The following is a 23,873-nucleotide window of genomic DNA, read 5'->3' on the forward strand; positions in this document are numbered from 1 at the left end:
GGGGTTACATCGTCTCCAGACGCAGGGATTTCAGTTTCAGGGCGTCGATCTCGCCCGACGCGATCTTGCACAGGATCAGGGCCGACAGCTGGGCGCGCTCGACGAAGCTGGCGGGCCAGGCGAACTCCTGATCCGAATGGATGTCGCCGCCGAGGACCCCGAGGGTGTCGATATTGGGCAGGCCGGCGGCGTGCAGGTTGTTGCCCTCGCAGACGCCGCCGGAGGGCTTCCACGCAATCGTCTGGCCCAACAGGGCCCCCGTATCGCGGACGGCCTCGAACAGGGCGGTCTGGCTGGCGTCCATCGGCTTGGGCGCGCGGGTCATGCCGCCGTGCAGGTCCAGCGTCAGGCCGGGGAAGGGCGGCTCAGCCGCGATCTGTTTGACCGTTTCGGAGACCCAGGCCGAGGCCTGGGCGTCGGGGACGCGGACGTTGAAGCGGACCACGGCGTTGTCGGCGACCACGTTCAGGGCGCCGCCGCCGCTGATCTTGGCGACATTGACGGTGACGCCCTCGCGCTGGCCGTTCAGGGCGTGCAGACGGGCGGCGAGGATGGCGGCGCCGGCGACGGCGTTGGCCCCCTCGTGGAAGGCGCGGCCCGCATGGGCGGCCTTGCCGGTGACGATCAGGTGGTAGTTGCCGCTGCCCTTGCGCTCGCCCGCCAGCGTGCCGTCGGCGAGGGCGGGCTCATAGGTCATGCCGACATGGCCGCGCGCGCCCAGTTCGGCCAGCAGGGGGGCGGAGGCGGGCGAGCCGATCTCCTCGTCCGGGCTCAGCAGGACGGTCCAGCCGACGCGGTCGCGGTCAGGGTGGGTCTCGAAGGCTTCCAGCGCGGCCAGAAGCACCGAGATGCCGCCCTTCATGTCGGCGATACCGGGCCCGTTCAGGGCGCCGTCGGCGCGGGTGACGACGGTCTGGAAGCCGCTCTCGGCCGGGAAGACGGTGTCGTAGTGGCCGGTCAGGACGACCTGCAGCGGCGCGTCCGGACGGCAGGTGATCTTCAGGGCGTCGGCGTGGGCCTCGGCCCGCACTGAGCCGTCGTCGGCGACGGTGGTCGAGCCCTGGGTGGCGATGCGCTCGACGGTGGCCGGGAGGGCGCGCGCCTCCGCGTCCAGCAGCGCCAGGACGGCGTTCAGCCCCTCGGCGTGGCGGCTGCCGGAGTTGACGTTCGCCCACGCCACCGCGCGTCCGATGATGACGGTTTCACGCGCCGCGACATGGTCGAGCACGGTCTGGTCAGAAGGCAGAATCCGCATGCGCCGGGACCCTAGACTCCCTCGGGAGAAAGGTGAAGGCGAGGACCGCTATCGACTCCGTCCGGCGGCGCGTTAGGGTCGAACTCCATCCCAGGGAGGAAACGGATGACTGACATCTTCAAGGCAATGAACCCGACCGCGCCGTTGGCGACCGAGGACGCCGCGCTGGCCGCCGCCAAGGTCAGCGCCGTCGGCATGGTGCTGGGCGCGGTCAATACCGCGGTCGGCGGCTGGTATTCCTCGACGCCCGCCGCGCAGGAAGCGGCCGCGCGCATGGTCCATGACCTGACAGGGCAGACGGCCGATCCGGCCCAGATCGCGCAGCAGTCGCAGTTCGGCATCATGATCGCCGGCGGCTTCATCGTCCTGCAACTGATCCTGGCCTTCGTTCAGTGGCGCAAGCCCAACATCGCCCTGCCGATCATCTTCCTGGTGCTGGTGATCTGGGCTCTGGGCGGGTCCCTGCTGGCACTGGTCGTGCCGGCGTTCGGCGCGGCCCAACCGATGTGGCTGACGCTCGTGATCCTGGTCCTGATGCTGATCGCCGCCGTGACCCACATCGCGGGCATCCGCGGCGCCAGCGCCCTGGACAAGATCCGGACGCGCGCCGCCCAGGACTTCTGAGCCTAGCGGTTCGGGCGGCGGTCTTCGGATCCGCCGCCCGGCTGCCGGCTTTGCCGGCGCCAACGGATCGACAGGCTGGCGTCGCCCTGTCCGCCGAATTTCGAGCTGACCGTCAGATTGCGGCGCACCTGCCACTCGACGTTGACCTCGGCCCCGTCCTCGCCGCCGCCGATGATCTCCAGATAGACGTTGTCGGTGATGTAGCGTCCGCCCGCGACCGTAATGCTGGACGCCTCGCCGCCGAATGACAGGCGGTCCAGCCCCGCCAGCTGGCGCAGATTGCCGATCACATCAAAGCCGCCGCCGCCCGCCAGGGCCGCCACGCCCGCCGCCAGCTGGGCCGCCTCAAAGGGCGACAGCTGGGACGCGGACCGTCCGAACAGCACCTGGGACAGGATCTCGTCCTGCGGCAGGGCCGGGGTCGAGGTCAGGGCGATCTCGGGCCGCACCGCCGTGCCGGTGACGCGGATGGTGGCCGTCAGGGCCGGGTCCTCGCGGGTGGCCGACAGGTTTAGCCGGATCTGGTCGGGCCGGGTCGACAGGGTGACCGAGCCGGTGTCGTCGAAGACGAACCGCTTGCCCGCGAAGTCATAGTCGCCGCGGATGACCCGCGCGGTCCCGCTCAGGATCGGGCTGCCGATGGTGCCGGTGACACGCGCATTGACGCCCATCTCCACATTGAGGCCGCGACCGACCACGTGCACGTCCCCGCCGGGCGAGCGGATGGCGATGTCCATGCCGATCTGGGGACCGCGCGGACGGTTCTGCGCCTCTTCGGGCACGTCGCCGCCGGGCCGGTTGATCTCGACCACGTCCATGCGGACGATGCCGTTGGAGCCCGGCGGATTGGCTTCGATGCGGGCGTCGTCGATGTCGATCTGACCGGCCAGCTGGATGTTGCCGTCCTCGCCCCGGACCACGGTCAGGGGACCCGAGGCGCGGGCCTGGGCGATGTCGTTGTCGATGATGCGGAAGCGGGTCAGGGCCAGTTCGAAGCTGGAGCCCGAACCCTGGCGCAGGCCGATGCGGCCGTCGCCGTTGACCGTGCCGCCCGAACCGTCGTTGGCGGTGAAGGTCTCGATCAGGGCGGTGGTGTCGTCGAAGCGGCTGTTCAGGGTGACGCCTTCCAGTCGCAGGCCGACGGCGTTGTCGCGGAAGGCCCCCTGCTGCAGGTCGAGGCGGCCGTTGATGCGCGGCTCGTTCAGCGTGCCGCCAAGCGTGGCGTTGGCGGACATCTGGCCTGACAGGGAGCGGTCGCCGCCCAGGAACAGGTCCCAGATCGGCTGGATCTGGCCGCGGATGTTGACCGTGCCCTCCATCGGCCGGGTGCGGGCGATGGCGAGCCGCAACGGCGCGGCCGAGGCCTCGACCGGCAGGGTCAGGTCGGCGCTGGCCTGCACCGCGTTCTCGTCGGTGGCGCGGGCTTCCAGGCGGAGGGTGTTGTCGACCAGCATGGCGCTGAGCGTGCCGTCCACGGACAGGCCGCGCGGCGCGTCCATGCTGCGCAGGCCCTGCAGGCTGACGTTGGCCGAGCCGGACAGGTCGTCGCCGGCGCCGCGCAGGGACAGGCGGCCCGTGACCCGGCCGCGCACGTCCGGCGCGATGGAGCCCAGCTCGACGCTGGTCAGATTGGCCTCGATGATGGCGGCGCGAGAATCCTGGCGCAGCTCGCCGGTCAGGACGCCGCCGCCGACCGCCAGGTCGACGCGGGCGACGCGGCCGTCGCCGGACAGGGCCACCACGGCGGGGGAGCGGGTGGTGAAGTCGATCTCCCGCACCGAGCCGGCGCCTTCCAGCACGACGGACTGGGCCTTGCCCTCGCGGGCGTAGACGCCCGTGCCGTTGAACGACAACGGCGTCGGCCCGCCCACGTCGGCCTTCAGGTTGAAAGGCAGCCGGTTCAGGGTTCCACGCCCGTCCAGGTCGAGGGTGCGGATCACATAGGGCGAACCGGCCAGACGGACATTGCGGCCGCTGACGTCGAGGATGGCCGTCTCGGCCCCGTCTCCCTCGGTCAGGCGGACGCGGCCGTTAGCCTCCCCGGAGGCGAGGAAGGCGCCGGGACGGGCGGTGAAGGTCAGGTCGGCGCTGGACGGGATGTGGTTGGACAGGGCAATCGCGCCCTGGGCCGTCACGCCGCCGGCGTCGAGGTCGACGTCGGTCAGCCGGATACGCGAACCGCCGAGGTAGAAGTTTCCGCTCGCCCGCGCCGGTCCGTAGTTCGAGCCGGAGGTCAGGGCGATGCGGCCGTCCGAGGCGTCGGCGCCCTTGCGGAAGCTGAGGATCAGGTTGGCGTCGGTCAGTTTCAGCGCCCCAGCGCTGACCTGGCCGAAGGCGGCGCGCAGGTCGGCGCGAGGCTGGGCCAGGGTGCCGGTCAGGGCGCCGTCGCCGGTCATGGCTCCATCGATCTCGACCGGGCCGACGCCGAACGGGCCGCGCGCGTTCCAGTTCAGGGCCAGCCGCAGGCGGCCGTCGCCCTCGATCAGGCCGCGCGCGCCCGCTGAGCCGGCGGCCCCGGTCAGGGCGGCGCGCTCGACCTCAATGCGCCCGCCGTTGAGGGCGCCGGTCAGCTGCAGGCGGGGCGTGGCGCCCAGCAGACGGTCCAGCTCGGCCTGTCCCGTGGCCAGACCGCGCCCTCGGCCGTCGAAGGTCAGCCGCCAGGGCGCGCCGCTACGGGCCATGGCGGCGCTGATCGGGCCGCCGAAGGCGCCGCGGGCGTCGCCGTGGATCTTCGAGGCATCGGTGATGCGCGCCTCGCCGCGGAAGCCGAGCCCGCCGGTCAGGTCGCGGCCACCCGAGCCGGTCAGCTCCAGCGCCTGTCCCCTGGCGTTGATCTTCTCCAGCAGGATGGCGCCGTCGGCCAGGCGCGCGGCCTCGAAGACGATGCGGGGGCGGGGCCCCAGCAGACCACCGATGATGCCCGCTGTCGCGCCGCCGTCGGCCTGGATATCGCCGTCCAGATCGATCCGGCCCGACTTCATCTGAACGTTCAGGGGACCGCGCACGCGGGTGGCGCGGTAGCTGGAGGCCTGCACCCCGACCAGATCGACCGCACCGGCCAGGGTCCAGTTCGCGGCGTCGCCCTTGAAGACCCCGATGTAGGAGGCGGGGCCGGCGGACGGATGGCCGATCAGACGGTTCAGCGACGGCGTGGCGATATCCAGCCGGACGCCGTCCCGGCTCTGGCGGTCCTTGATGCTGATCTGGCCGCTGGCGTCGGAGGTGAGGTTTTCGGTGATCAGGCGCCAGGCGACGCCCTGCTGGCCGTCGCCGTCGGTGTCGGGGGAGGTGGCGAAGCCGAACCGGGCGGTCCGACCGATGCGCGCGATGAAGGGAGCCAGCAGGTCCGAGCCGGAGAAGTCGAAGAAGCCGCTGATCCGGGTGTTGTCCTTGCCGTAGCGGCCCTTGACGGTCAGCGGGACGAAGTCGCCGGAGCGGACGACGGCGTCGACCACCTGGCCGTTGACGATCGCGCTGGCGAGGAAGGGCTGGTCCGGCGAATAGCCCAAGGCGCCCGCGATGGGGCCGCCGCGCGCCTCGACCGCGCGCAGGTTCAGCCGGGTCTCGGCCAGATCGCCGCCGAAGACGGCGTTGAGGCGCAGATGATCGCCCGGGCGGCTCAGGCTGTTGGCGTTGACGACGGCGGACTTGGCGCCCTGGCGCGGGACGCTGGCCTCGCCGGACAGGTTCCAGCGGCCGTACTCCTTGCTGAAGCCTTCCAGCAGTTCGACGTTGGCGGCGAAGCGGTCGATGTCGATGCTCAGCGGCTGCGGACCCGGCGGCGTGGTCGAGGGCTCGACCAGCGGGCGGCGGATCAGGCGGATGACGCCGGCCTCGATATTGGTGGCGTGGAAGCGGCGCGTGATCAGCGGCAGCCAGTTCCAGTCAACGTGGACGGCGCGCGCCTCCAGCCAGACGCCCTTCGCATCCGTGACGGTGACCTGGTCGATGGTGAAGTCGTCGAAGATGTCGCCCTTGACCCCCTCGACATTGATCCGGCCATAGCGGCCGATCTTCTTGCCCGCGACGAAGCTGGTGACCAGTTCGCGGCCCGGACCGCTGACCAGATACATCCGCCCGCCGACCAGCACGACGACCAGCAGGGCGGCCAGGACGGCGAGGGTCATGCCGCCGAAGAAGGCGAGGGCCTGCAGGCGCGTGCGCTTGCGCCGGGCTTTCTTCGCGGGCGTGTCGGGCGTTTCGACCGAGGTCGGTTCGGGGGGCGGGGCGTCGGTCAAAACGCCTGCCCGATGCTGACGTAGATCTGGAACTTGGCGTCGCCTTCACGCGCCGACAGGGGGAAGGCGATATCGGCGCGGATCGGGCCGAACGGTAGTTTGTAGCGCACGCCCAGTCCGGCGCCGTAGCGCAGGTTGCTGAAGTTGGGCGTTTCCTGGAAGCCGACGGCGCCGGCGTCGACGAAGGCCACGGCCTGGAAGCTGCGCCAGACGTCGCGGCGGACTTCGAGCGAGGTCTCGAACAGGCTGAGACCGCCGCGCGGCGTGTTGTCGGGCAGGCGCGGACCGACGCCCTGGTATTCATAGCCGCGAACCGAGCCGCCGCCGCCCGAGTAGAACAGACGGTCCGACGGCACCGTCAGCTCGCCGCCGCCCAGGATCGAGCCCAGCCTTACACGGCCGGCCAGCACGGTCTTGGCGTTGTCCTGCAACGGCAGATAGGCGGTGGCCTGGGACTCGGCGCGCAGGAACAGCACCGACTCCTCGCCGCCCACCGCGGTCGGCTGGGCCGAGACGGTCAGGCGCCAGCCCGTGGTCGGGTCGAGCGGGTCGTTGGAGCGGTCCAGGTAGAAGCTGCCGCGCCCCGTCACGATGGCCAGGTCGCGGTTGAAATTCACCGGCAACGCGGTGAGCGGATCGAAGCGGTTCTCGTTGTAATGGCCGATATCGAGGCCGACGCCGTAGCTGACCCAGGAGGTCTTGCCGAGGCGCTGCTGCAGGTCGGCGGCGAAGGTGGCGGCGGTGCGTTCGTAGGCGTCGGTGTCCTCGTTCACCACCCCGGCCGACAATTTCAGCGTCAGCCCCGGATTGCGCCAGTGCGGCAGGCTGAGGTCGACGCCCAGCCGGCTGTCGACGTTGGCGGCGCGGGCTTCCCAGACCAGGGTGTCGGCGCGCTTGAAACGGTTGTGCCACGTCCAGCGCAGGTCGACGCCGGAGCCCTCGGCGGTCGAGAAGGTGGCGCCGGCCTCGAGGATGCGGCGCGGACGGTCGGTCAGGGTGACGACGATGGGCCGGTTGCCCGCCGCATTGGTCTGATCCGCCGGAGCCAGGGCCACGCCGACGCCGTCGTAGACCCCGGTCTCGAGCAGACGGCGTTCCAGTTCGGCCACGTCCTCGGGATCGTAGACGTCGCCCTCGGACCAGGGCGCGAGGCCCGCGACCCAATCCGGGTTGGTCGGCCCGCGCGTCTCCAGCCGGACGCCGTCCAGGCGCACCAGCTGGCCGGCGGCGACGTTGTAGGTGGGCTGGACGGTGAAGGCGGCGTGGTCGACGACGACGCGGCGAGGCTCCGCGCGGGCATCCGCATAACCGTTGCGCACCAGGCCGGAAACGACCCGGCCCTCGGCGGCGATGACGTCGACGGCGCGGCCCGCGTCGCCGGCCTTCAGCCCGATGTCGTTCACGGCGGCCTGGGCCGCCTCGGCCTGCGGCTCGGGCGCGACCCAATGAACCGTGGGATCGGCCAGCACGAAGCGCGGGCCGGGGATGACGCTGACGATGGCGATCGGGGTGTCTTCGCCCTCGACCACGTCTTCAAGAACCGGCTGGTAGTAGCCCTCGGAGCGCAGCAGGGCCTGGGCCGCCTCCATGGCTCCGCGGGCGCGCCGGCGGGCCTCGAAGCGGTTGGCGGGCGGGCCGTCGACCTCGCCCACGGCGCGGACCAGCTGCTCCCGCAGGGTTCCGTCCATCTCGCCGCGAATGTGCGCGCGAGGATCCGCGGCGGCGGCGGACGCGAAGGCCATGCCCGCCAGGCTGACAAGGAAGAGAGCGGGCCTTGGCGTCAAACTCGAACCTTCATTGAGGGCCGGTCGGCCCATAATCGTCCTGCCCGCGCGAACGCGGCGGCCCCGCGCCTCAATAGAAGAGGGTTTCGCTTTCCGGTTGGACTGATTCCTCCGACGTCCGCTTCTCGGGCGGGATGGCGTTGGAGTCCGTGGGCGGCGGCGGGGTCGGGGCGACGGCCTCGGCCGGGACGCCCACGTCCTCCGCGGCCGGCGCCAGCGGCTGCTCGGCGGCCTTGTCGGCCAGGCTGTCCTCCTCGGACGAGCGCGGGTCGTCGCACGCGGCGACGGCGAAGGCGCCAGTCAGGGCCAGAAGGGCGGCAAGGCGTTTCATGGTCGAAGTCTCCCCCGGGATTCGGCCTTCCAACGCGCGGGCCGTATCGCCTGTTCCATAAAGTGTTTCGGGCCAAAGCGCACCTGTCGGCGCCTCCAGCCACGCTTGAGCCGTGTAGCGGCCTTGCGAACCCCGGTCACCATGCCCGGCAACCAATAATTTCACATTTCAGTGCAACCTGAAGGTTGGGAGATCCGGCCAATGCAAGCCACCGCCTACGCCCTCGTGTCGCAAGTGCGGTACCGGGAGCTCACCACCCGTATCGGCCTGGCCGCCGTGATCGGAACCACGGCCTGGTTCGTCGCGCCGGGAGTATGGCCGATCGTGTGGTTCGCCGCCGTCGTGGTCAGCCAGGGGATCGATTGGCTCACCTTCAGCCGGTACCGTCGTGATCCGGAGTGGGAGCCCGACCGGAACTACCTGATCCTGTCGTGCGCGGTGACCGCGTTCGGCGTGGCCGTCTATTCCTCGATCGCCGCCTATCTGTGGTTCGCGGGCGGGGAGATCGGACGAATCTTCGCCATGGTGCAGGTGGCCGGCGGCCTGCTGCACGTCAGCCTGCACATGCACCACGCCCGCGCCATCCTGGTGTCCGCCGTCGCCCCGCACGGCGTCTACTTCCTGGGCCTGCCGGTGGTGACCGCCATCCTGACGGGCAGCTGGCAGCCCCTGCTGATCGCCTTCGGCTGCGTCCTGTACATGAGCCATCTGGTCGTGGCGGTGCGTCAGAGCTCGACCACCACGGGCCTGCTGCAGGCGGCCCGCGATCAGGCGCAGGAGGCGCGACATCGGGCGGAAGAGGCCAGCGCGGCCAAGTCCGACTTCCTGGCGGTCATCAGCCACGAGATCCGCACCCCCATGAACGCGGTGATCTCGGCCGCCAACCTGCTGCGCCGGACCGACCTCGACGCGCGTCAGGCCGAACATGTGTCCATGTTGACGGACGCCGGCGACGTACTGATGGGCCTGCTCAACGACGTGCTGGACGTCTCGAAGATCGAAGCCGGCAAGATGGTGCTGGAGATCGACGACATGGACGTGCATGCGCGTCTGGCCTCGCTGGCCCGGTTGTGGGAGCCGCGCGCGGCGGCGGCGGGCGTCGCCCTGATCGTCCGGATCGACGACGCGGTGCCGGAGTGCGTGCGCACCGATCCGCTGCGCTTCCAGCAGATCCTGTTCAACCTGATCTCCAACGCGGTGAAGTTCACCGACCAGGGCCAGATCACCGTCGCAGCCGAATGGCGCGCCGGTCGCCTGGTCGTGTCGGTGACCGACAGCGGCTGCGGCATTCCGGCGGACCGGCTGGGGCATGTGTTCAACAGCTTCGAACAGGCTGACGCTGGCACCACCCGGCGCTATGGCGGCACCGGCCTGGGGCTGTCGATCAGCCGCCGTCTGGCCGAGATCATGGGTGGCGAACTGACGGTGCAGAGCATGGTGGGGCAGGGCTCGATCTTCACCCTTCACCTGCCGGTCGAGGTGTCTTCGTCACGTCCGGCGGCGGCGCTCACGGAGGCCGAGGAGACGGGCTCGCTTGAAGGCCGCTCGATCCTGGCCGCCGACGATCACGAGGTGAACCGCCGCATCCTCAAGCTGCTGCTCGAGCCGCACGGCTGTCGCCTGACCCTGGTCGAGAACGGCGCCGAGGCGTTGGAGATCGCGTCCGTGGAACGGTTCGACGCCATCCTGATGGACATGCAGATGCCGGTGATGGACGGGCTGGAGGCCACGCGGAGCATCCGCCTGAGCAGCGGCGCCAACGCCCAGACCCCGATCATCGCCCTGACCGCCAATGCGCTGGATGTGCATCGCCAGGCGTGGGAGGCGGCGGGCGTCCACGCCTTCCTGACCAAGCCGATCGACCCCGTGGTCCTGGCCCGGACGCTGGCGGCGGCCTGCGTCGTTTCGGCGGAAGCGCGGTCCGAGGTCGCCTGACCCTTACGCCCAGAGCGACAGGGCCGCGTCCAGCGACAGGGCGGGGGGCTGGGCTTCTGGTGTGGCCTGACCGTCGAATCGGGGCGCGGGCGCCGGCTGGACGACGCCCTGATCGACGAAGGTCCCGCGCGCGGCGTTGTGCGGATGGGCGGGCGCCTCGCCCAGCGTCAACACCGGGGTGACGCAGGCGTCCGTGCCTTCGAAATGGGCGGCCCAGTCGTCGCGGTCGCGGGTGGCGAACAGGGCCTCGAAGCGGGCGTGCAGGGCGGGCCAGTTCGCCATGTCGAACTGCGGCGCCTCGTCCGGCGTCAGGCCCAGGCCGGCGATGAGAGCGGCGTAGAACTGCGGCTCCAGCGCGCCGACAGCGACGTACCGTCCGTCCCTGCAGGTGAAGCAGCGATAGAAGGGGGCGCCGCCGTCCAGCAGGTTGGCTCCGCGTGCGTCGCTCCACAGGCCGCGCGGGCGGAAGGCGTGGAACAGGCTGGTCAGCAAGGCCGAGCCGTCGGTCATGGCGGCGTCCACGACCCGGCCCTTGCCCGCGGTCTTCGCCTCCAGCAGGGCCGCCAGCACCCCGGCGACCAGGAACATGGCCCCGCCGCCGTAGTCGCCGACCAGGTTCAGCGGCGGGCGGGGCGGGCGATCCGGCTCGCCCATCGGGTGCAGGGCGCCCGACAGGGCGATGTAGTTGATGTCGTGGCCGACCCTGTCCGCCATCGGTCCGCTCTGGCCCCAGCCGGTCACCCGGCCGAACACCAGCCGGGGATTGCGCGCCGCCAGGACCTCGGGCCCAAGCCCCAACCGCTCCATCACCCCGGGCCGGAAGCCCTCGATCAGAGCGTCGGCGCCGTCGATCAGCTCGAGGACGCGGGCGTGATCCGCCGGGTCCTTGAGGTTGACGCCCACGGCCGCGCGGCCCCGGTGCAGCACCTCGCCGCCGACGTCGCTGAACACCGCGGCGCCCGCCGAGGCGCTGCGCGTCAGGCGCAGCACTTGCGCCCCCATGTCGGCCAGGACCATGCCCGCGAAGGTCACGGGACCGAGGCCGTCGAACTCGAGGATACGGACGCCGGCGAGCGGTTTTGCGGGGGTTGCCATGGCCCCTGCCTAGCCGGTCCGTGACGAACCTGTCGAGGTACGCTTGACCCGGAGGCCGCTATGTTGGAAAAGCCGCGCCTCCGGATTCGCCGACGCGGCCGGAGACGATGTGCGTCCTTAGCTCAGTTGGTTAGAGCATCTGACTTTTAATCAGAGGGTCCTCGGTTCGAGCCCGAGAGGACGTACCATCATCTTTTCCCGACATCGCGGTGCTTTCGTCAGACCTCGGGGCGTGATTGAAGGGCGCATGCGCCGTCTGTTCCTGATCCTTCCCATCCTCACCCTCGCCGCCTGCGGAGGCGGTCAGGCCATGCGGGATTTCGGGTCCGGGCTGGGCGCGGCGGCGACCGCGCCGCTGGACGATTTCAACCTGCGCCGGGAGTACATCCCGACGGTCCTGCTGCAGGCCGAGGCCAATCCCTATGACCTGCGCAATCTCAACCAGTGCAGCACCATCGGGGCCGAGATCGCGCGGCTGAACGAGGCGCTGGGGGCGGACACGGACGAGCCGCCCGCGCCGGACAATCCCTACCTCAGCGAGCGGGCGGCGGATGCGGCGTCCAAGGGCGCGCTGGATGCGATCCGCGACGCGACGACCGACTTCATCCCCGGGCGGGCGTGGATCCGCCGCCTCAGCGGGGCCGAACGGCATCGGCTGCATGTCCAGTCGGCGGTGCAGGCCGGGCGGATGCGCCGATCTTTCCTGAAGGGGACGGGGATGCAGCGCAACTGCGCCCCGCCCGCGGCGCCCAGCTGGTTCCGGCCGCGGGGCGGCAGCCGGCGGTAGGCGTCAGCGGCGGGGCTTGTCGCTGCGATCGCCCCTGATCTGGACGCTGCCGTCCTTGCTGAAGGCCTCGAAGGACGGCTTGTCGATGTTCCGGAATTCGCCGGTCCGGTCCCAGTCCCAGTCGAAGGAGATGAGTTCGCCCTTGTGCGCGAACTTGCCGGACCAGTGGGCGAAGAACGAATATTTGTCGCCGCCGATAATGATCACATGCCGGTGGAGCGCCGTCTCGTTGCCCTCGGGGCGCGGCGGCTCTTCCAGATAGGTGTTGTAGGCGTGGAAGCCGGACTTCTCGATTCTCATGTCGGGCGCTCCGCTAGTTCGACGTATGGCGGGCGTGGAAGTCCTTGCGGAACTGGTCGAAGCGGCCTTCGGCGATGGCGGCGCGCATGGCGGCGGTCAGGGCCTGGAAGAAGGCGATGTTGTGCCAGCTGAGCAGGATCTTGCCGAGGATCTCGTCGGCCCGGATCAGGTGGTGCAGATAGGCCTTGGAATAGTCCTGGGAGGCCGGGCAGGGGACCTCCGGGTCCAGTGGATCCTGGTCCTCCGCGAAGCGGGCGTTCTTGAGGTTGATCGGGCCGTCCCAGGTCCAGGCCTGGCCGTGGCGGCCGGCGCGGGTCGGCAGAACGCAGTCGAACATGTCGACGCCGCGCCACACCGCCTCGACCAGATCGACCGGCTTGCCGACGCCCATCAGATAGCGGGGGCGGTCGGCGGGCAGCATGTCGGGCGCATAGTCCAGCACTTCGCACATGGCCTGGTGGCCCTCGCCGACGGCCAGGCCGCCGATGGCATAGCCGTCGAAGCCGATCTCTTGCAGCCGCTCGGACGATTCCTTGCGCAGGTTCTGGAAGGTCGAGCCCTGCTGGATGCCGAACAGGGCCTGGGCATCGCGCGTGCCGAAGGCGGTCTTGGAGCGTTGGGCCCAGCGGGCGGACAGCTCCATGCCCTCGCGGGCGCGCTTCTCTTCGGCGGGCCAGGCGACGCATTCGTCCAGCTGCATGACGATGTCCGAGCCGATGCGGTCGGCCTGGATCTCGATCGAGCGCTCGGGCGTCAGGACGTGCTTGGAGCCGTCGATATGGCTGGAGAAGGTCACGGCCTCCTCGGTCAGCTTGGAGATGCCCGACAGGGACATGACCTGGAAGCCGCCCGAGTCAGTCAGGATCGGCTTGTCCCAGCCCATGAATTTGTGAAGACCGCCGAGGCGCTCCATCCGCTCCGGTCCGGGGCGCAGCATCAGGTGATAGGTGTTGCCCAGCAGGATGTCCGCGCCGGTCTGCTTGACCTGATCGACGGTCAGGGCCTTGACCGTGGCGGCGGTGCCGACGGGCATGAAGGCGGGGGTGCGGATATCGCCGCGCGGGGTCTTCAGCACGCCAGTGCGGGCGCGGCCGTCGGTCTGCGAAATCTCAAACGGGAAGGTCATCAGTCGGTCAGCTTGTCCAGCGCCTCGGCGCGCTGCAGGTCCTTGGGGCGGCCGAAGCGGCGCGCCATCTGGGCTTGCTCGGAAGTTCGGGGAGTTGGGATGTGGCGATCCAGGACCGGGCGGTCAACGCGGGTCCGGAAGGCGACAGGCGTCCAACCGTCGTCGGTCCTGACCTCCAGCCCAACCATGATCTCGATCGGGACAGGGGTCCCGTCGATCCGGGCCAGCAGGCGGGAGCGGAAGCGGTCCTGACCGGTCGGAGCGACGATCCGGCCGCCGAAGGCGTCGATCAGGTCGTTGGCGGTCTCTTCAGAGGCCAGCACGTCGATGTCCGGCACGGACCAGTCGGGCAGGCCGGACAGGGCCATGGCCGCGCCGCCGAAGACGATCCAGTCATTGCGGAGCTCCAGCGCCTCGGCCGTGGCGGCCAGCATCTCGAGACTCTGGACCAGGGGTCTGGGGAGGGCGGTCATGAGGCAGTCTCGCGGAACAGCAGACTGCCGTCGCCGTAAGAATAGAAGCGGTAACCGTTGTCGATGGCGTGGGCGTAGGCGGCCTTCATCGTCTCCAGCCCGGCGAAGGCGCTGACCAGCATGAACAGGGTCGACTTCGGCAGGTGGAAATTGGTCATCAGCACGTCCACGGCGCGAAAAGCGTAGCCGGGGGTGATGAAGATGGCGGTGTCGCCGTGGAAGGGCTTTACGACGCCGTCCTGATCCGTCGCGCTCTCCAGCAGACGCAGGGACGTCGTGCCGACGCAGACGATGCGTCCGCCGGCGGCGTGGACGGCGTTCAGGGCGTCGGCGGTCTCGGCGGAGACCTCTCCCCACTCCGAGTGCATCTTGTGATCGGCGGTGTCGTCGGCCTTGACCGGCAGGAAGGTGCCGGCGCCGACGTGCAGGGTCACGGCGTGGGTCGAAACGCCCTTCGTGCGGATCGCCTCGAGCAGGGCAGGAGTGAAGTGCAGGCCCGCCGTGGGCGCGGCGACCGAACCGTCATGCTCGGCGAAGACGGTCTGATAGTCCGAACGGTCGCGGTCGTCCTCGGCCCGCTTGGCGGCGATATAGGGCGGCAGGGGCATGACCCCGACATCGCGGATGGCGTCGTCCAGCGCCGGGCCTGACAGGTCGAACTTCAGCACCACCAGCCCGTCCTCGCCCTTGTCGGCGACGGTGGCGTCGAGGCGGCCCAGCGTGCAGGCGCCGTCGTGAACGGCGCCGAAACGGATGCGGTCGCCCGCCTTGATGCGTTTGCCTGGCTTCATGAAGGCCGACCAGACGTCGGGGGCGTCGCGGTGGTGCAGGGTGGCCTCGACCTCGACGGTCAGGGTCTCGCCCTCGGGGCCCCCGATCACGGGGTTTGGCCGCTGGCGCACGCCCGACAGCCGCGCCGGGATCACCCGGGTGTCGTTGAAGACCAAGGCGTCGCCGGAACCTAGGAAGTCCGGCAGATCGCGGATGATCCGGTCCTCCAGCCCGCCGCCGCGCACCACCAGCAGGCGCGCGGAATCGCGCGGCTCCGCGGGACGCAGGGCGATGTGGTCGTCGGGCAGGTCGAAGTCGAAATCAGCGGTCTTCATCAGGCGGCGCAAAGGCCACGCGTCTGCGGCGGGGTCAAGGCGGGGACGAGACGGGGCGCCTACAACACCACGTTGCGGATGAAGCGCACGGCGGCCTCGCCGCCGTTGGCGAAGACATAGGGACGGGCGCTGGAGAAGATCAGGAAGTCGCCGGCCCTGAGGGTGTGCGTCTCCTCGGCGGCCTCGATCACCAGCACGCCCTCGATCACGGACAGCATCTCGTGCCAGTTCTGCGAGTCGGCCTCGGACGGATAGCGCTCGCCCTCGGCCAGGGACCACATCCACAGCTCGGCCTCGCGGGTCGCGGGGGCCGAGCCGAGCAGGACGCCGGAACTGTCCGTGTGGGCGCCGCGCCAGGCGACCGTGTCGATCCGGCGGTTGTCGGCGGCGTCCGGCGAGCGGACCAGTTCGGTCAGGCTGATGTCGAGGGCGGCGGCCAGCCGGTCCAGGGTCGACAGGCTGACGTTGGCGTCATTGCCTTCCATCGCGCCGATCATCCGCCGGCTTATGCCCGAGCGCGTCGCCAGCTCGGCCTGGCTGAAGCCGCGCAGGGCGCGGACGCGCCGCAGGTTCTCGCCGACATGGGCCAGCACGTCAGGGCGGCGCGGCTGATCTTGACTGTGTAGTATATTGCCCATACCCATCTGTGCAGTATATTGCCCTGCTTGGGGGATGGACAAGCGCCCGTGGGCTTCGGGGCCCGGACGAGGTCTTCAATGAGAGCCCTTCTCGCCGCTGTCTGTCTGGGGCTGTCCCTGCTCGCGTCGGTCGCGGCCCAGGCTCAGGCCCCCACCGCCCCGACGGACCTGACGACCTTCATCAACACCTACGCCGCCGAGAAGGATTTGCAGGGCGTCGTCCGCGTCGAGGAACGGGGGCGGGTCGTCTACCACGGCGCCTTCGGCCAGGCGGAGCGCGCCTTCGCCGTGCCGACGACGGAGGACACCCGCTTCCGCATCGCCTCCATCACCAAGATTTTCGCCGCCGTCTTGATCCTGCAGCTGCAGGAGGAGGGCAAGCTCAGCATCGATGACCTGGTGGGTCGACACCTGCCCGACCTGCCGGGGGGAGCGGGCGGCCGCGTCACCCTGCGCCAGCTGCTGAACCACACCTCGGGCCTGGCGCAGATGGATACGGTCAGCAGCTATCAGGAAGGGTTCGCCAACGGCATCCCCCACTATCAGCGCCCGATGACGCCGGCGGCCCTGCTGGCCAACTGCTGCACCGGCGCCTTGGCCACGGAACCGGGAGCGGCCTTCAACTACAACAACGCTGACTACATCCTGCTGGGCGCGGTCATCGAACGGATCACCGGTCAGAGCTGGGAACAGGTCCTGAGCGACCGCATCCTGACGCCGCTGGGCCTGGCGAACACCGGCGTGGCGCACTGGGACGCGATCATCCCCAGGCTGGCCTCGACCTACACCTTCCGCGACGACACCCAGACCCTGGTGACCGACATGCCGGTCTATTACGAGAATTGGTCGGCGGCCGGGGCGATGTATTCGACCGCCGCCGATCTGGCGGTCTTCGCCGACGCCCTGTACGGCGGCCGGCTGATCGGCGCCGCCTCGCTGGAGCAGTTCCTCGCGCCGGGACTGGATGAATACGGCTTGGGCCTGTGGAGCTACAGCTTCCAGCGGCGCGGCAAGACCTGGCACGTGGCCAAGCGGCCAGGCGCCATCATGGGCGCGCAGGGCGTGCTCTACCGGCTGCGCGAGCGCGACGTGACCATCGTCCTGCTGTCCAACACCACCACGGTCGACCTGGATGTCCTCGCCCAGAGGATCGCCAACCGGATGATCGATCTGGAAGGATGAGACCATCTGTCCGGCAGACCCGGGGCGGTCGGTCGGGCATGATCGGGGCATGAAAATCCTGACCAGCCTCGCCGTCTCCGCCCTCGGCCTCGCCGTCGCCGCCTGTGACATCGACACCTCCGCCCTGCAGGAGGTCCAGGACCGGGCCGCCCAGGCCCAGGCCACGGCGGAGGAGATCAACACCCGCTCGGCGCAGGCGCAGCAGATCCTCGAGAACCCGGCCAGCGCCCTGCAGATGGTGGTCGGCGCGACCCTGTCGAAGACGCCGACGGACCAGCCGGGCGTCTATGTGCTGACCGACCTGCAGACGGGCTGTCAGTTCCTGGGGACCTACGCCGCGGACGGGACCACGGTCAGCTCCATCGCGCCCCGCGTTGAGGCTGCACCGGGCGGCGGAACCCGCCAGCGCTGCATCGCCATTCCGGGCGTCGGCGGCGCGAACGCGGCCGAAGCCGAGGCCGAGGGCTGATCCGGACTCAATCGTTGGTCAGCAGCGCACGTTCGATCGCCTGACCGACGGGACAATCGGAATCGACGCCCCCGTCCGGCCAGTCCGAGGGCAGGAGCGGCGGCTGGGCCATGAAGCGCGGTTCCGTCCCCCTGTGCGGTTGGGCCGAATGGACCAGGAACGGGTGACACAGGTAGACGGTCCCCGAGGGGCCCGTGACCAAACCCTCGGGCCGGTGCGCACTGTCCTCGAAGGCGTTTTGCGCCAGTTCACCGAGCGTCAGCCCCGCCTCCCCAAACGGAGCCAACCGCCGGGCGACATCGCGGTGTGAGCCGAGGCGAATCCGGGTGGGAGCGTCGGCCTCGCCCGTGTCGGAGAACAGAAACAGCATCAGCAGCGCCCGGCCCTTGGAGCGAATGTTCGCTCGCCAGTTCAGGAAGTTCGGATCGTCGGTCCCGAAGCTCACGTCGACGTGCCAGCCTGTATCGCCGGGGTCGTCGGGGGAGGGGAAGCGAACCGGAAACGTCCCCATGGCGCGGCAGGGGCGCCAACGCTGAGGTCCGACCAACTGGTCGAAGGCGGCGTGAAGCCTCGGGGTATTCGCGGCTTCGACAAAGGGTGGCCGGGCGTACATCCCCAGACGGACGACGGGCTGTGTCCAAGTCTCGGGTTGGTCGGGACTGAGCCCCAGGTCACGCCACAGCACGTCGCGTGCGTCGTGGGCCAGGGCTGACGGGAAGGCGTCATCGATCCGAACAAAGCCGTCGGTGATGAATTGGTCGATCTGCGCGCCGGTCAGCACGCGTGGGGAATTCTGGGCAGGCATGAGTGTTCTCGCATGAGAGGTCGTTCCGGCCTCGGCCGGACGGATACAGGGTTCGGCGGCGGCCCTCAGGCGACCGGGAAGCCGAACGCGCTTGTGCGAATGAACATCGTCATGACGAGGAAGCTGGGGCGCCCGACGCGATGACGCAAGCTCTGCGGCGGCTCGGAAGCCCGTGGCGGGTTCGCCGGAGGCAAATAACTCCAACCTCCTGTTGACCGTCTTCGTCGGGCCCGGATTCCGGAAGTGACGATGACGCCGCCGCAGAGCATGATCGAACGGCGGGCCAGACCGGTGTCGACGCCGCATATTCCGCGGACCCGTGGCGATGACGCGCACGGTGATTGCAGCAGTCCTGATCGGCCTCGCGCCGGCTGCTTGCGGGCAGGTCTCCGCATCTCCGGAGAATGCCGGGAACAGCCTCGCGCCGGTTCTCGCCCCGCCCATCTATCGAAGCGCGGACAAGGGTCTGACCTTCCCGACGCCGCCCGGGGCCTTCTATTGCCCGAAGCCTGACGGGTGGGTTGGTTCGGACCACGGCACGGTGGTCTTCCTGACCGCGCCCAAGGCCTGCGGCGGCGGCGGGTATTCGTCCAGCGAGCGGGGCGCGCTCAATGCGCCGAACATCCAGATCTACTACGGCTATGACGTGTTGGACGACGCGTTCAGGCCGGCGCCCGCGCCGTGCGAGGAGATCGGGCGGGCCGTCCTGCTGGGAAGCGACCGTCCGCTGTGCCTGACCCGGCGCGGCGACATCGTCGAGGTCAGGGCGGAGACGCCCTATCTGATCGCCGAGGGCGGCGAGGCCGAAGCGGCCTTCACCCTGGTCACGGACGCGGCGCGTCTCGAGACCGATCTCGGAACCTTCCGGGACCTGTTGCGCAAGGCCTCGGTCTGCAACACGGACATGGACGGGGCGGACCACGCCAATGGCCCGCCTACCTGCGCGCCCGGGGCGGTCTGGTACTGAGGCCCCCTGAAGACCGTCTTTACCCCTCGCCGCTAACGTCGCCGACGTGAGCGGGAGGCGAGCATGAGTTTCGGCAGGCGAACCACGGCGCCGGCGGGCGTCGTCGCATCAAGGCCGATGACGGCCGTGACGGCGGAGGCGCCCCGCACCCGCCGCGGCGGATACTGGCTCGGCCTGTTGGCGAACGCCGGGGTGGCGATCGTGACGATGGCGATGATGCCGTTCATCTCGCAGTTCAAACTGAACGGCGCGAAGGTCGAGACCCTGGTCTTCGTGGGCGGGATCGCGATCCTGAACGTGATCGCCGTCGCCGCCGTGCTCACCCTGCTGGTCGACTTCGCCCTGCGCGGCCTGGGGTGGCGCAAGCCGTGGATCTATGCGCTCGTCTGCGCGATCGTGGTGTTCGCCTTCCACCTGGCGTTGGCCTCTGTCGGCGGATCGGCCAACCTGATCTTCGCCGTCTATGTCGCCGTCTGGCCGGCCGCCGTCGGCGGGTGGGTCATGGGCCTGTATCGGCGCTGAGATCGGGTCTGTCGTTGACCCCGCGCCCGTGAGGCGGCAAAGCCCGTTCCATGCTGCAGAACATCGAACTCCTCGCGCGCGACGCCAAGTCGTGGCCGTTTGAACAGGCCCGCAATCTTCTGAACCACGTTCTGAAGAAGCGGCTGTCGGACGCCGAGCGGGATGCGGCCAAGCTGCTGATCGACGCCGGCAAGGCGGACGAGGCGCTGGCGACGTTCGAGGCGCTGCAGCGGCCGGTGGTCCTGGAGACCGGCTATGGCCCGTCCGGCCTGCCGCACATGGGCACCTTCGGCGAGGTGGCGCGCACGACCATGGTGCGTAACGCCTTCCGCGCCCTGACCGGCGACCACTGGCAGACGCGCCTGATCGCCTTCAGCGACGACATGGACGGGCTGCGCAAGGTTCCGGAGGGCATTCCCAATCCGGAGATGTTGGCCGAGGATCTGCACAAGCCGCTGACCGTGGTGCGCGATCCGTTCGGGACGCACGACAGCTTCGGCGCGCACAACAACGCCCGCCTGCGCGCCTTCCTGGACAGTTTCGGCTTCGACTACGAGTTCCTGTCCTCGACCGAGCAGTATCGCTCGGGCCGGTTCGACGAGGTGCTGCTGCGCCTGCTGGAGCGGTTCGAGGCCGTCCAGGCCATCATGCTGCCGACGTTGGGCGAAGAGCGCCGCGCAACCTATTCCCCCTTCCTGCCGATCAGCCCGATCACCGGCCATGTGCTGCAGGTGCCGACGCTGGAGCGGAACGTCGAGAAGGGGACCATCGTTTTCGACGACCCGGCGGGCGGGCGCACCGAGGTTCCGGTCACCGGCGGCCATGTGAAGCTGCAATGGAAGCCCGACTGGGCCATGCGCTGGACCGCGCTGGACGTCGACTACGAGATGTCGGGCAAGGACCTGATCGAGAGCGTGCGCGAGAGCTCCAAGGTCTGCCGCGCCCTGGGCGGCGTTCCGCCGGAAGGCTTCAACTACGAGCTCTTCCTCGACATCGAGGGCAAGAAGATCTCCAAGTCCAAGGGCAATGGCCTGACCATGGACGAGTGGCTGCGTTACGGCACGCCCGAGAGCCTGAGCTGGTACATGTTCCAGTCGCCGAAGTCGGCCAAGTCGCTGCACTTCAACGTCATTCCGCGCGCCATCGACGACTATCTGAGCTTCATCGACCAGTTCCAGGCGCAGGAGCCGGCCAAGCGGATCGACAACGCCGTCTGGTCGATCCACGCGGGCGCCCCGCCCAAGGTCGCCAGCCCGGTCTCGTTCAGCCTGCTGCTGAACCTGGTCGGCGTGGCCAATGCCTCGTCCAAGGACCAGCTCTGGGCCTATTTCGCCAAGTACCTGCCCGAGGCCACTCCCGAGAATGAGCCGACGCTCGACCGGCTGATGGGCCATGCGCTGAACTACTACGAGGACTTCGTGAAGCCGACGAAGTCCTACCGCCTGCCGACCGAGCAGGAGAAGGCGGCGCTGCTGGACCTGGCGCAGCGGCTGAAGGCCCTGCCGGCGGACACGACGGATGGTGAGACGATCCAGAACGAGGTCTATGCGGTGGGCAAGGATCACGCCTTCGAACCGCTGCGCGCCTGGTTCGGCGCCCTGTACGAGGTCCTGCTGGGCGCCTCGCAGGGACCGCGCTTCGGCTCGTTCGCGGCCATCTACGGCCTGCCGCAGACCATTTCGCTGATCGAGGCCGGCGCGAACGGAGCCCTGACCAAGGGATAGTCCCTATCGCGTCATCCGGGAGTCCTTAAGGGGGCGGCCCGTAACGGTGGTCGGGTCACGGGAGCCCGACCTTGCGCCACCGGTTCTATGCCGCCGAGCGAATACTGCATCTGGACCTGAACAGCGGCGTCACCGCCGCGCGGGCGCTGGAGCAGGCTATCCCGGTGCTGGAGGCCCATCCGGTCCTGTGGAACTGGGACTGGATCGTCGACACCCGGGTGTTGCCGACGGATGCCTCCATCGACCAGATCGCCAAGCTGGCCGAGCTGTTCCAGAGGCCCGCGCGGTCGGCGATCACGGCCTTCGCGACCGACGATCGCTTCCTGCACCTGTGGGCGCGGGTCATGGATTTCCAGTTCCCGGGCCGCCAGCATCTGGTCGTGTCCAGCGCGGGCGCCGCCGTCCAGCTGATCGGCCGCCGCCGCGCAACGAAGATGAACTGAATATAACGGCAGCGCTACGGGAGCCTTCAGGTTGGTCTGCGCATTCTAGCCTTCATCGACCAACTCGATGACAGGAGCAGAGCCATGTCGAACAAGACCTTCACCGCCGCTATCGCCGCCGCCGCCATGTTGGGCGGGCTGGGCCCGATGGCGCTTCCCTCCATCGCCGTCGCCCAGCAGGCGAACGGCGTCACCAACTGCGACGCCCCGGGCGGCCGCCAGCGCGCCGGCGCCCTGATCGGCGCCGTGGTGGGTGGTCTGGCCGGCAGCCAGATCTCCAGCAACGAACGCGCCCTGGGCGCCGTGGGCGGCGCCGCCGCCGGCGCGGCGGCCGGCTCGTACATCGGCTGTAACCAGCAGCGCGCCCGCGCTGACGCCAACGCCAGCAGCGGCGCCCAGTACCGCGCCACGTCCAACCTGCGCATCCGCTCGGGTCCGGGCGCCAACTATCGCCAGGTCGGCAGCCTGTCGGCCGGCCAGCCCTTCTCGGCTGTCGGCTCGGAAGGCGAATGGGTTCAGATCGCCGGCGGCGGCTGGGTGAACGCCCGCTACGTCACCAACTACTGAGACGAGGCGCGCTCACGCTCGAGACTTGAGCGCGGATCAGGATGGGGCCGCTCCGAAAGGGGCGGCCCTTTCTTTGCGCGATATCGCTCGGGACGCGGTCCCTCGCTGCTTGAGCGCGGTGGTAGGCGCTATCCGCTCGCTGCTTGAGCGCGTTACTGGCTGACCCAGAGGATGCGGCCCATCCAGACGATGTCGGCGCGGGGAACGGCGCGGGGCGGGTAGGCGGGATTGACCGAGGTCAGGGTCACCGCCTTCGCGGTCAGGGAGGACACCTCCTTGGCCAGGGTCTCGCCGCCGACGGTGCGGACCACGACGCGATCGCCGCGGCGTACGTCGGATGCCTCGCGGTCCACAATCACCCGATCGCCCTCGCGATACAGGGGAGCCATGGAATCGCCGTTGATGCGCAGGCTCAGCAGGCTGTCGGACGGGCGCGGCAACTCGGTCTGTTCCCAGCCCTCGCCGATGGGCAGGCCCGCGTCGTCGAAAAAGCCGTCCTGACCCGCCTGGGCCATGCCCAGCAGGGGGATGGTGGCCAGTCGCTCCGGCGCGTCGTGGGCCAAGGTCGCGAAGTCGCCCAAAGACACGCCGGTGACCTCCAGGATCCGGGTCAGGCTCTCGGTCGAGGGCCAGCGGGGGCGGGGCGGCTCGCCCGGACCGAAGCGCTTGGACGGGTTGAAGCTGGTGGCGTCCAGGCCCGCGCGCCGCGCCAGCGCGGACGCGCTTAGCCCCTCGCGCCGCGCGAGGCGGTCGATGGCGGTCCAGATCTGGTTGTGAGACAGGGGCAAGGCGACGCTCGGTGATTCGAGGCTAGGAATATCCGCCTATGTCTCGCCGAGGTCAACGCCGCTCGGCGACGATCACCGGTCCAGCCGGGAAGGTCCCGCCCACGACCGCGCCGTCCGGCCCCGCGAGGGTGGACACCGCCCCGTCCAGGAACAGGGCGTGGGGACAGGCCAGGGCGTCGCGGAACAGGCGGGCGAAGGCGCCGAAGCTGACCTCGCGACGCGAGATGGCCAGGATCACGGTCCCGTCGGCGCGCACGCCCACGCCGTTGCGGCGATAGCGCGAGGTCCCGTCAGGCTGGAAGGCGGGATGCAGCCGTCCTCCGATCACCAGCAGCGGGCCGGACTGGGTGGCGAAGGCCGTGTCGGCGGCGACCTCCTCGCTCCAGGCGGCGCCGTCGATCACGTGGGCCCGGCCCGACCGGTCGACGGCGAAGACGCCGTTGGGCTGCAGATAGAAATTGCCGTCACCGGCGCGCCGGTTCAGCGGCGTCAGGGTCCGCCCGTTCTCGACCAGCAGGCCGATGGCGTTCAGGCTGGTGTCGTACATGCCGCCGTTCATCGCCAGCACGGGCGTCCGACCGGCTGCGGCGCGAGCGGCGATCAGGTCCGACACCGTCGCGGCCGGGTCGACCTGCCCGTCATTGTGGGCGACCGACACCGTGTAGTCGGCGGATGAAAGGGTGCAGACGACGTAGTCCTGACCCTCGAAGACGG

23 protein-coding genes and 1 tRNA gene are annotated in these 23,873 nt (G+C 69.7%); 11 read left to right on the forward strand and 13 right to left on the reverse strand.

Translation table 11 applies throughout. The annotated features are described in order from the left end of the window. Positions 1–4 precede the first annotated feature (4 nt). Positions 5–1,255: a hydrolase gene (locus AC1RRF_RS03535; protein WP_492832858.1), complete on the reverse strand. Its 1,251-nt coding sequence runs from the start codon at positions 1,253–1,255 to the stop codon at positions 5–7. 105 nt (positions 1,256–1,360) lie between these two features. On the opposite strand from AC1RRF_RS03535, the gene AC1RRF_RS03540 reads away from it, so the two are divergent. Further along, the gene (locus AC1RRF_RS03540) at positions 1,361–1,879 is read left to right on the forward strand and encodes a hypothetical protein (protein ID WP_492832859.1); all 519 of its coding nucleotides are present in this window, start codon (positions 1,361–1,363) and stop codon (positions 1,877–1,879) included. 2 nt (positions 1,880–1,881) lie between these two features. Here AC1RRF_RS03540 and AC1RRF_RS03545 read toward each other — a convergent pair whose 3' ends face one another. From AC1RRF_RS03545 to AC1RRF_RS03555, 3 genes are all read right to left on the reverse strand, one after another. After that, the gene (locus AC1RRF_RS03545; RefSeq protein ID WP_492832861.1) at positions 1,882–6,117 is read right to left on the reverse strand and encodes a translocation/assembly module TamB domain-containing protein; all 4,236 of its coding nucleotides are present in this window, start codon (positions 6,115–6,117) and stop codon (positions 1,882–1,884) included. Next, complete coding sequence (locus tag AC1RRF_RS03550; RefSeq protein WP_492832863.1) at positions 6,114–7,859, reverse strand: autotransporter assembly complex protein TamA; 1,746 nt, start codon at positions 7,857–7,859, stop codon at positions 6,114–6,116. The genes AC1RRF_RS03545 and AC1RRF_RS03550 overlap by 4 nt, the downstream gene beginning before the upstream one ends. 112 nt (positions 7,860–7,971) lie before the next feature. Further along, a complete protein-coding gene (locus tag AC1RRF_RS03555; protein WP_492832865.1) occupies positions 7,972–8,232 on the reverse strand; it encodes a hypothetical protein in 261 nt (86 codons plus the stop codon). A gap of 201 nt (positions 8,233–8,433) precedes the next feature. On the opposite strand from AC1RRF_RS03555, the gene AC1RRF_RS03560 reads away from it, so the two are divergent. After that, positions 8,434–10,167 carry an ATP-binding protein gene (locus AC1RRF_RS03560; protein ID WP_492832867.1) on the forward strand — a complete coding sequence of 578 codons (1,734 nt, stop codon included), beginning with the start codon at positions 8,434–8,436 and terminating at the stop codon, positions 10,165–10,167. A 3-nt stretch (positions 10,168–10,170) separates the two neighbouring features. On the opposite strand, the gene AC1RRF_RS03565 is transcribed toward AC1RRF_RS03560, so the two are convergent. Next, positions 10,171–11,262 (reverse strand): CaiB/BaiF CoA transferase family protein, encoded by a 1,092-nt coding sequence (locus AC1RRF_RS03565; protein ID WP_492832869.1) that lies wholly within the window; start codon positions 11,260–11,262, stop codon positions 10,171–10,173. A 111-nt stretch (positions 11,263–11,373) separates the two neighbouring features. On the opposite strand from AC1RRF_RS03565, the gene AC1RRF_RS03570 reads away from it, so the two are divergent. Further along, positions 11,374–11,450: transfer RNA gene (locus AC1RRF_RS03570), tRNA-Lys, on the forward strand. A 59-nt stretch (positions 11,451–11,509) separates the two neighbouring features. Continuing rightward, the gene (locus AC1RRF_RS03575; protein ID WP_492832871.1) at positions 11,510–12,049 is read left to right on the forward strand and encodes a hypothetical protein; all 540 of its coding nucleotides are present in this window, start codon (positions 11,510–11,512) and stop codon (positions 12,047–12,049) included. Positions 12,050–12,052: 3 nt separating this feature from the next. Here AC1RRF_RS03575 and AC1RRF_RS03580 read toward each other — a convergent pair whose 3' ends face one another. The 5 genes from AC1RRF_RS03580 to AC1RRF_RS03600 are packed head-to-tail and all read right to left on the reverse strand — an operon-like array spanning position 12,053 to position 15,698. Continuing rightward, positions 12,053–12,349, reverse strand: coding sequence for a hypothetical protein (locus AC1RRF_RS03580; RefSeq protein ID WP_492832873.1), 297 nt, complete (start codon positions 12,347–12,349; stop codon positions 12,053–12,055). A gap of 13 nt (positions 12,350–12,362) precedes the next feature. After that, the gene (tgt, locus tag AC1RRF_RS03585; protein WP_492834136.1) at positions 12,363–13,478 is read right to left on the reverse strand and encodes a tRNA guanosine(34) transglycosylase Tgt; all 1,116 of its coding nucleotides are present in this window, start codon (positions 13,476–13,478) and stop codon (positions 12,363–12,365) included. Then, entirely contained in the window at positions 13,475–13,948 is a 474-nt protein-coding gene (locus AC1RRF_RS03590; protein ID WP_492832875.1) for a nucleotidyltransferase family protein, read from the reverse strand. The genes tgt and AC1RRF_RS03590 overlap by 4 nt, the downstream gene beginning before the upstream one ends. Beyond that, positions 13,945–15,054 carry a tRNA preQ1(34) S-adenosylmethionine ribosyltransferase-isomerase QueA gene (gene queA, locus AC1RRF_RS03595; protein WP_492832877.1) on the reverse strand — a complete coding sequence of 370 codons (1,110 nt, stop codon included), beginning with the start codon at positions 15,052–15,054 and terminating at the stop codon, positions 13,945–13,947. Before queA ends, AC1RRF_RS03590 begins: the two co-directional genes overlap by 4 nt. A gap of 59 nt (positions 15,055–15,113) precedes the next feature. Beyond that, a complete protein-coding gene (locus AC1RRF_RS03600) occupies positions 15,114–15,698 on the reverse strand; it encodes a helix-turn-helix domain-containing protein (protein WP_492832879.1) in 585 nt (194 codons plus the stop codon). Positions 15,699–15,770: 72 nt separating this feature from the next. On the opposite strand from AC1RRF_RS03600, the gene AC1RRF_RS03605 reads away from it, so the two are divergent. Both AC1RRF_RS03605 and AC1RRF_RS03610 read left to right on the forward strand, forming a co-directional pair. Then, positions 15,771–16,874 carry a serine hydrolase domain-containing protein gene (locus tag AC1RRF_RS03605; protein ID WP_492832881.1) on the forward strand — a complete coding sequence of 368 codons (1,104 nt, stop codon included), beginning with the start codon at positions 15,771–15,773 and terminating at the stop codon, positions 16,872–16,874. Positions 16,875–16,923: 49 nt separating this feature from the next. Further along, positions 16,924–17,343 (forward strand): hypothetical protein, encoded by a 420-nt coding sequence (locus AC1RRF_RS03610; protein WP_492832883.1) that lies wholly within the window; start codon positions 16,924–16,926, stop codon positions 17,341–17,343. 7 nt (positions 17,344–17,350) lie between these two features. Here the strand turns inward: AC1RRF_RS03610 and AC1RRF_RS03615 are convergent, their stop codons facing one another. After that, the gene (locus tag AC1RRF_RS03615; RefSeq protein WP_492832885.1) at positions 17,351–18,124 is read right to left on the reverse strand and encodes a phytanoyl-CoA dioxygenase family protein; all 774 of its coding nucleotides are present in this window, start codon (positions 18,122–18,124) and stop codon (positions 17,351–17,353) included. Positions 18,125–18,473: 349 nt separating this feature from the next. On the opposite strand from AC1RRF_RS03615, the gene AC1RRF_RS03620 reads away from it, so the two are divergent. From AC1RRF_RS03620 to AC1RRF_RS03640, 5 genes are all read left to right on the forward strand, one after another. Next, positions 18,474–19,115: a hypothetical protein gene (locus AC1RRF_RS03620; RefSeq protein WP_492832887.1), complete on the forward strand. Its 642-nt coding sequence runs from the start codon at positions 18,474–18,476 to the stop codon at positions 19,113–19,115. A 63-nt stretch (positions 19,116–19,178) separates the two neighbouring features. Further along, positions 19,179–19,637, forward strand: coding sequence for a hypothetical protein (locus tag AC1RRF_RS03625; protein WP_492832889.1), 459 nt, complete (start codon positions 19,179–19,181; stop codon positions 19,635–19,637). 50 nt (positions 19,638–19,687) lie between these two features. Then, complete coding sequence (locus tag AC1RRF_RS03630; RefSeq protein WP_492832891.1) at positions 19,688–21,361, forward strand: lysine--tRNA ligase; 1,674 nt, start codon at positions 19,688–19,690, stop codon at positions 21,359–21,361. Between the two features lie 71 nt (positions 21,362–21,432). Next, complete coding sequence (locus tag AC1RRF_RS03635; RefSeq protein WP_492832893.1) at positions 21,433–21,804, forward strand: hypothetical protein; 372 nt, start codon at positions 21,433–21,435, stop codon at positions 21,802–21,804. Between the two features lie 84 nt (positions 21,805–21,888). Further along, positions 21,889–22,371 carry an SH3 domain-containing protein gene (locus AC1RRF_RS03640; RefSeq protein ID WP_492832895.1) on the forward strand — a complete coding sequence of 161 codons (483 nt, stop codon included), beginning with the start codon at positions 21,889–21,891 and terminating at the stop codon, positions 22,369–22,371. Between the two features lie 152 nt (positions 22,372–22,523). On the opposite strand, the gene AC1RRF_RS03645 is transcribed toward AC1RRF_RS03640, so the two are convergent. Beyond that, positions 22,524–23,159, reverse strand: a complete 636-nt coding sequence (locus tag AC1RRF_RS03645; protein WP_492832897.1) for a S24 family peptidase — start codon at positions 23,157–23,159, stop codon at positions 22,524–22,526. Between the two features lie 52 nt (positions 23,160–23,211). Continuing rightward, entirely contained in the window at positions 23,212–23,817 is a 606-nt protein-coding gene (locus tag AC1RRF_RS03650) for a phosphodiester glycosidase family protein (protein ID WP_492832899.1), read from the reverse strand. Positions 23,818–23,873 lie beyond the last annotated feature (56 nt).

This window comes from Brevundimonas sp. GW821-FHT12C05, assembly GCF_058807475.1.

Bases quoted from the DNA above. Each gene is read 5' to 3' on its own strand.
- AC1RRF_RS03620 (WP_492832887.1), top strand. From the start codon at position 18,474: ATGACGCGCACGGTGATTGCAGCAGTCCTGATCGGCCTCGCGCCGGCT.
- AC1RRF_RS03550 (WP_492832863.1), bottom strand. From the start codon at position 7,859: ATGGCCTTCGCGTCCGCCGCCGCCGCGGATCCTCGCGCGCACATTCGC.
- AC1RRF_RS03600 (WP_492832879.1), bottom strand. From the start codon at position 15,698: ATGGGTATGGGCAATATACTACACAGTCAAGATCAGCCGCGCCGCCCT.
- AC1RRF_RS03555 (WP_492832865.1), bottom strand. From the start codon at position 8,232: ATGAAACGCCTTGCCGCCCTTCTGGCCCTGACTGGCGCCTTCGCCGTC.
- AC1RRF_RS03565 (WP_492832869.1), bottom strand. From the start codon at position 11,262: ATGGCAACCCCCGCAAAACCGCTCGCCGGCGTCCGTATCCTCGAGTTC.
- AC1RRF_RS03535 (WP_492832858.1), bottom strand. From the start codon at position 1,255: ATGCGGATTCTGCCTTCTGACCAGACCGTGCTCGACCATGTCGCGGCG.
- AC1RRF_RS03610 (WP_492832883.1), top strand. From the start codon at position 16,924: ATGAAAATCCTGACCAGCCTCGCCGTCTCCGCCCTCGGCCTCGCCGTC.
- AC1RRF_RS03560 (WP_492832867.1), top strand. From the start codon at position 8,434: ATGCAAGCCACCGCCTACGCCCTCGTGTCGCAAGTGCGGTACCGGGAG.
- AC1RRF_RS03540 (WP_492832859.1), top strand. From the start codon at position 1,361: ATGACTGACATCTTCAAGGCAATGAACCCGACCGCGCCGTTGGCGACC.
- AC1RRF_RS03630 (WP_492832891.1), top strand. From the start codon at position 19,688: ATGCTGCAGAACATCGAACTCCTCGCGCGCGACGCCAAGTCGTGGCCG.
- queA (WP_492832877.1), bottom strand. From the start codon at position 15,054: ATGAAGACCGCTGATTTCGACTTCGACCTGCCCGACGACCACATCGCC.
- AC1RRF_RS03625 (WP_492832889.1), top strand. From the start codon at position 19,179: ATGAGTTTCGGCAGGCGAACCACGGCGCCGGCGGGCGTCGTCGCATCA.
- AC1RRF_RS03605 (WP_492832881.1), top strand. From the start codon at position 15,771: ATGAGAGCCCTTCTCGCCGCTGTCTGTCTGGGGCTGTCCCTGCTCGCG.
- AC1RRF_RS03580 (WP_492832873.1), bottom strand. From the start codon at position 12,349: ATGAGAATCGAGAAGTCCGGCTTCCACGCCTACAACACCTATCTGGAA.
- AC1RRF_RS03575 (WP_492832871.1), top strand. From the start codon at position 11,510: ATGCGCCGTCTGTTCCTGATCCTTCCCATCCTCACCCTCGCCGCCTGC.
- AC1RRF_RS03590 (WP_492832875.1), bottom strand. From the start codon at position 13,948: ATGACCGCCCTCCCCAGACCCCTGGTCCAGAGTCTCGAGATGCTGGCC.
- AC1RRF_RS03640 (WP_492832895.1), top strand. From the start codon at position 21,889: ATGTCGAACAAGACCTTCACCGCCGCTATCGCCGCCGCCGCCATGTTG.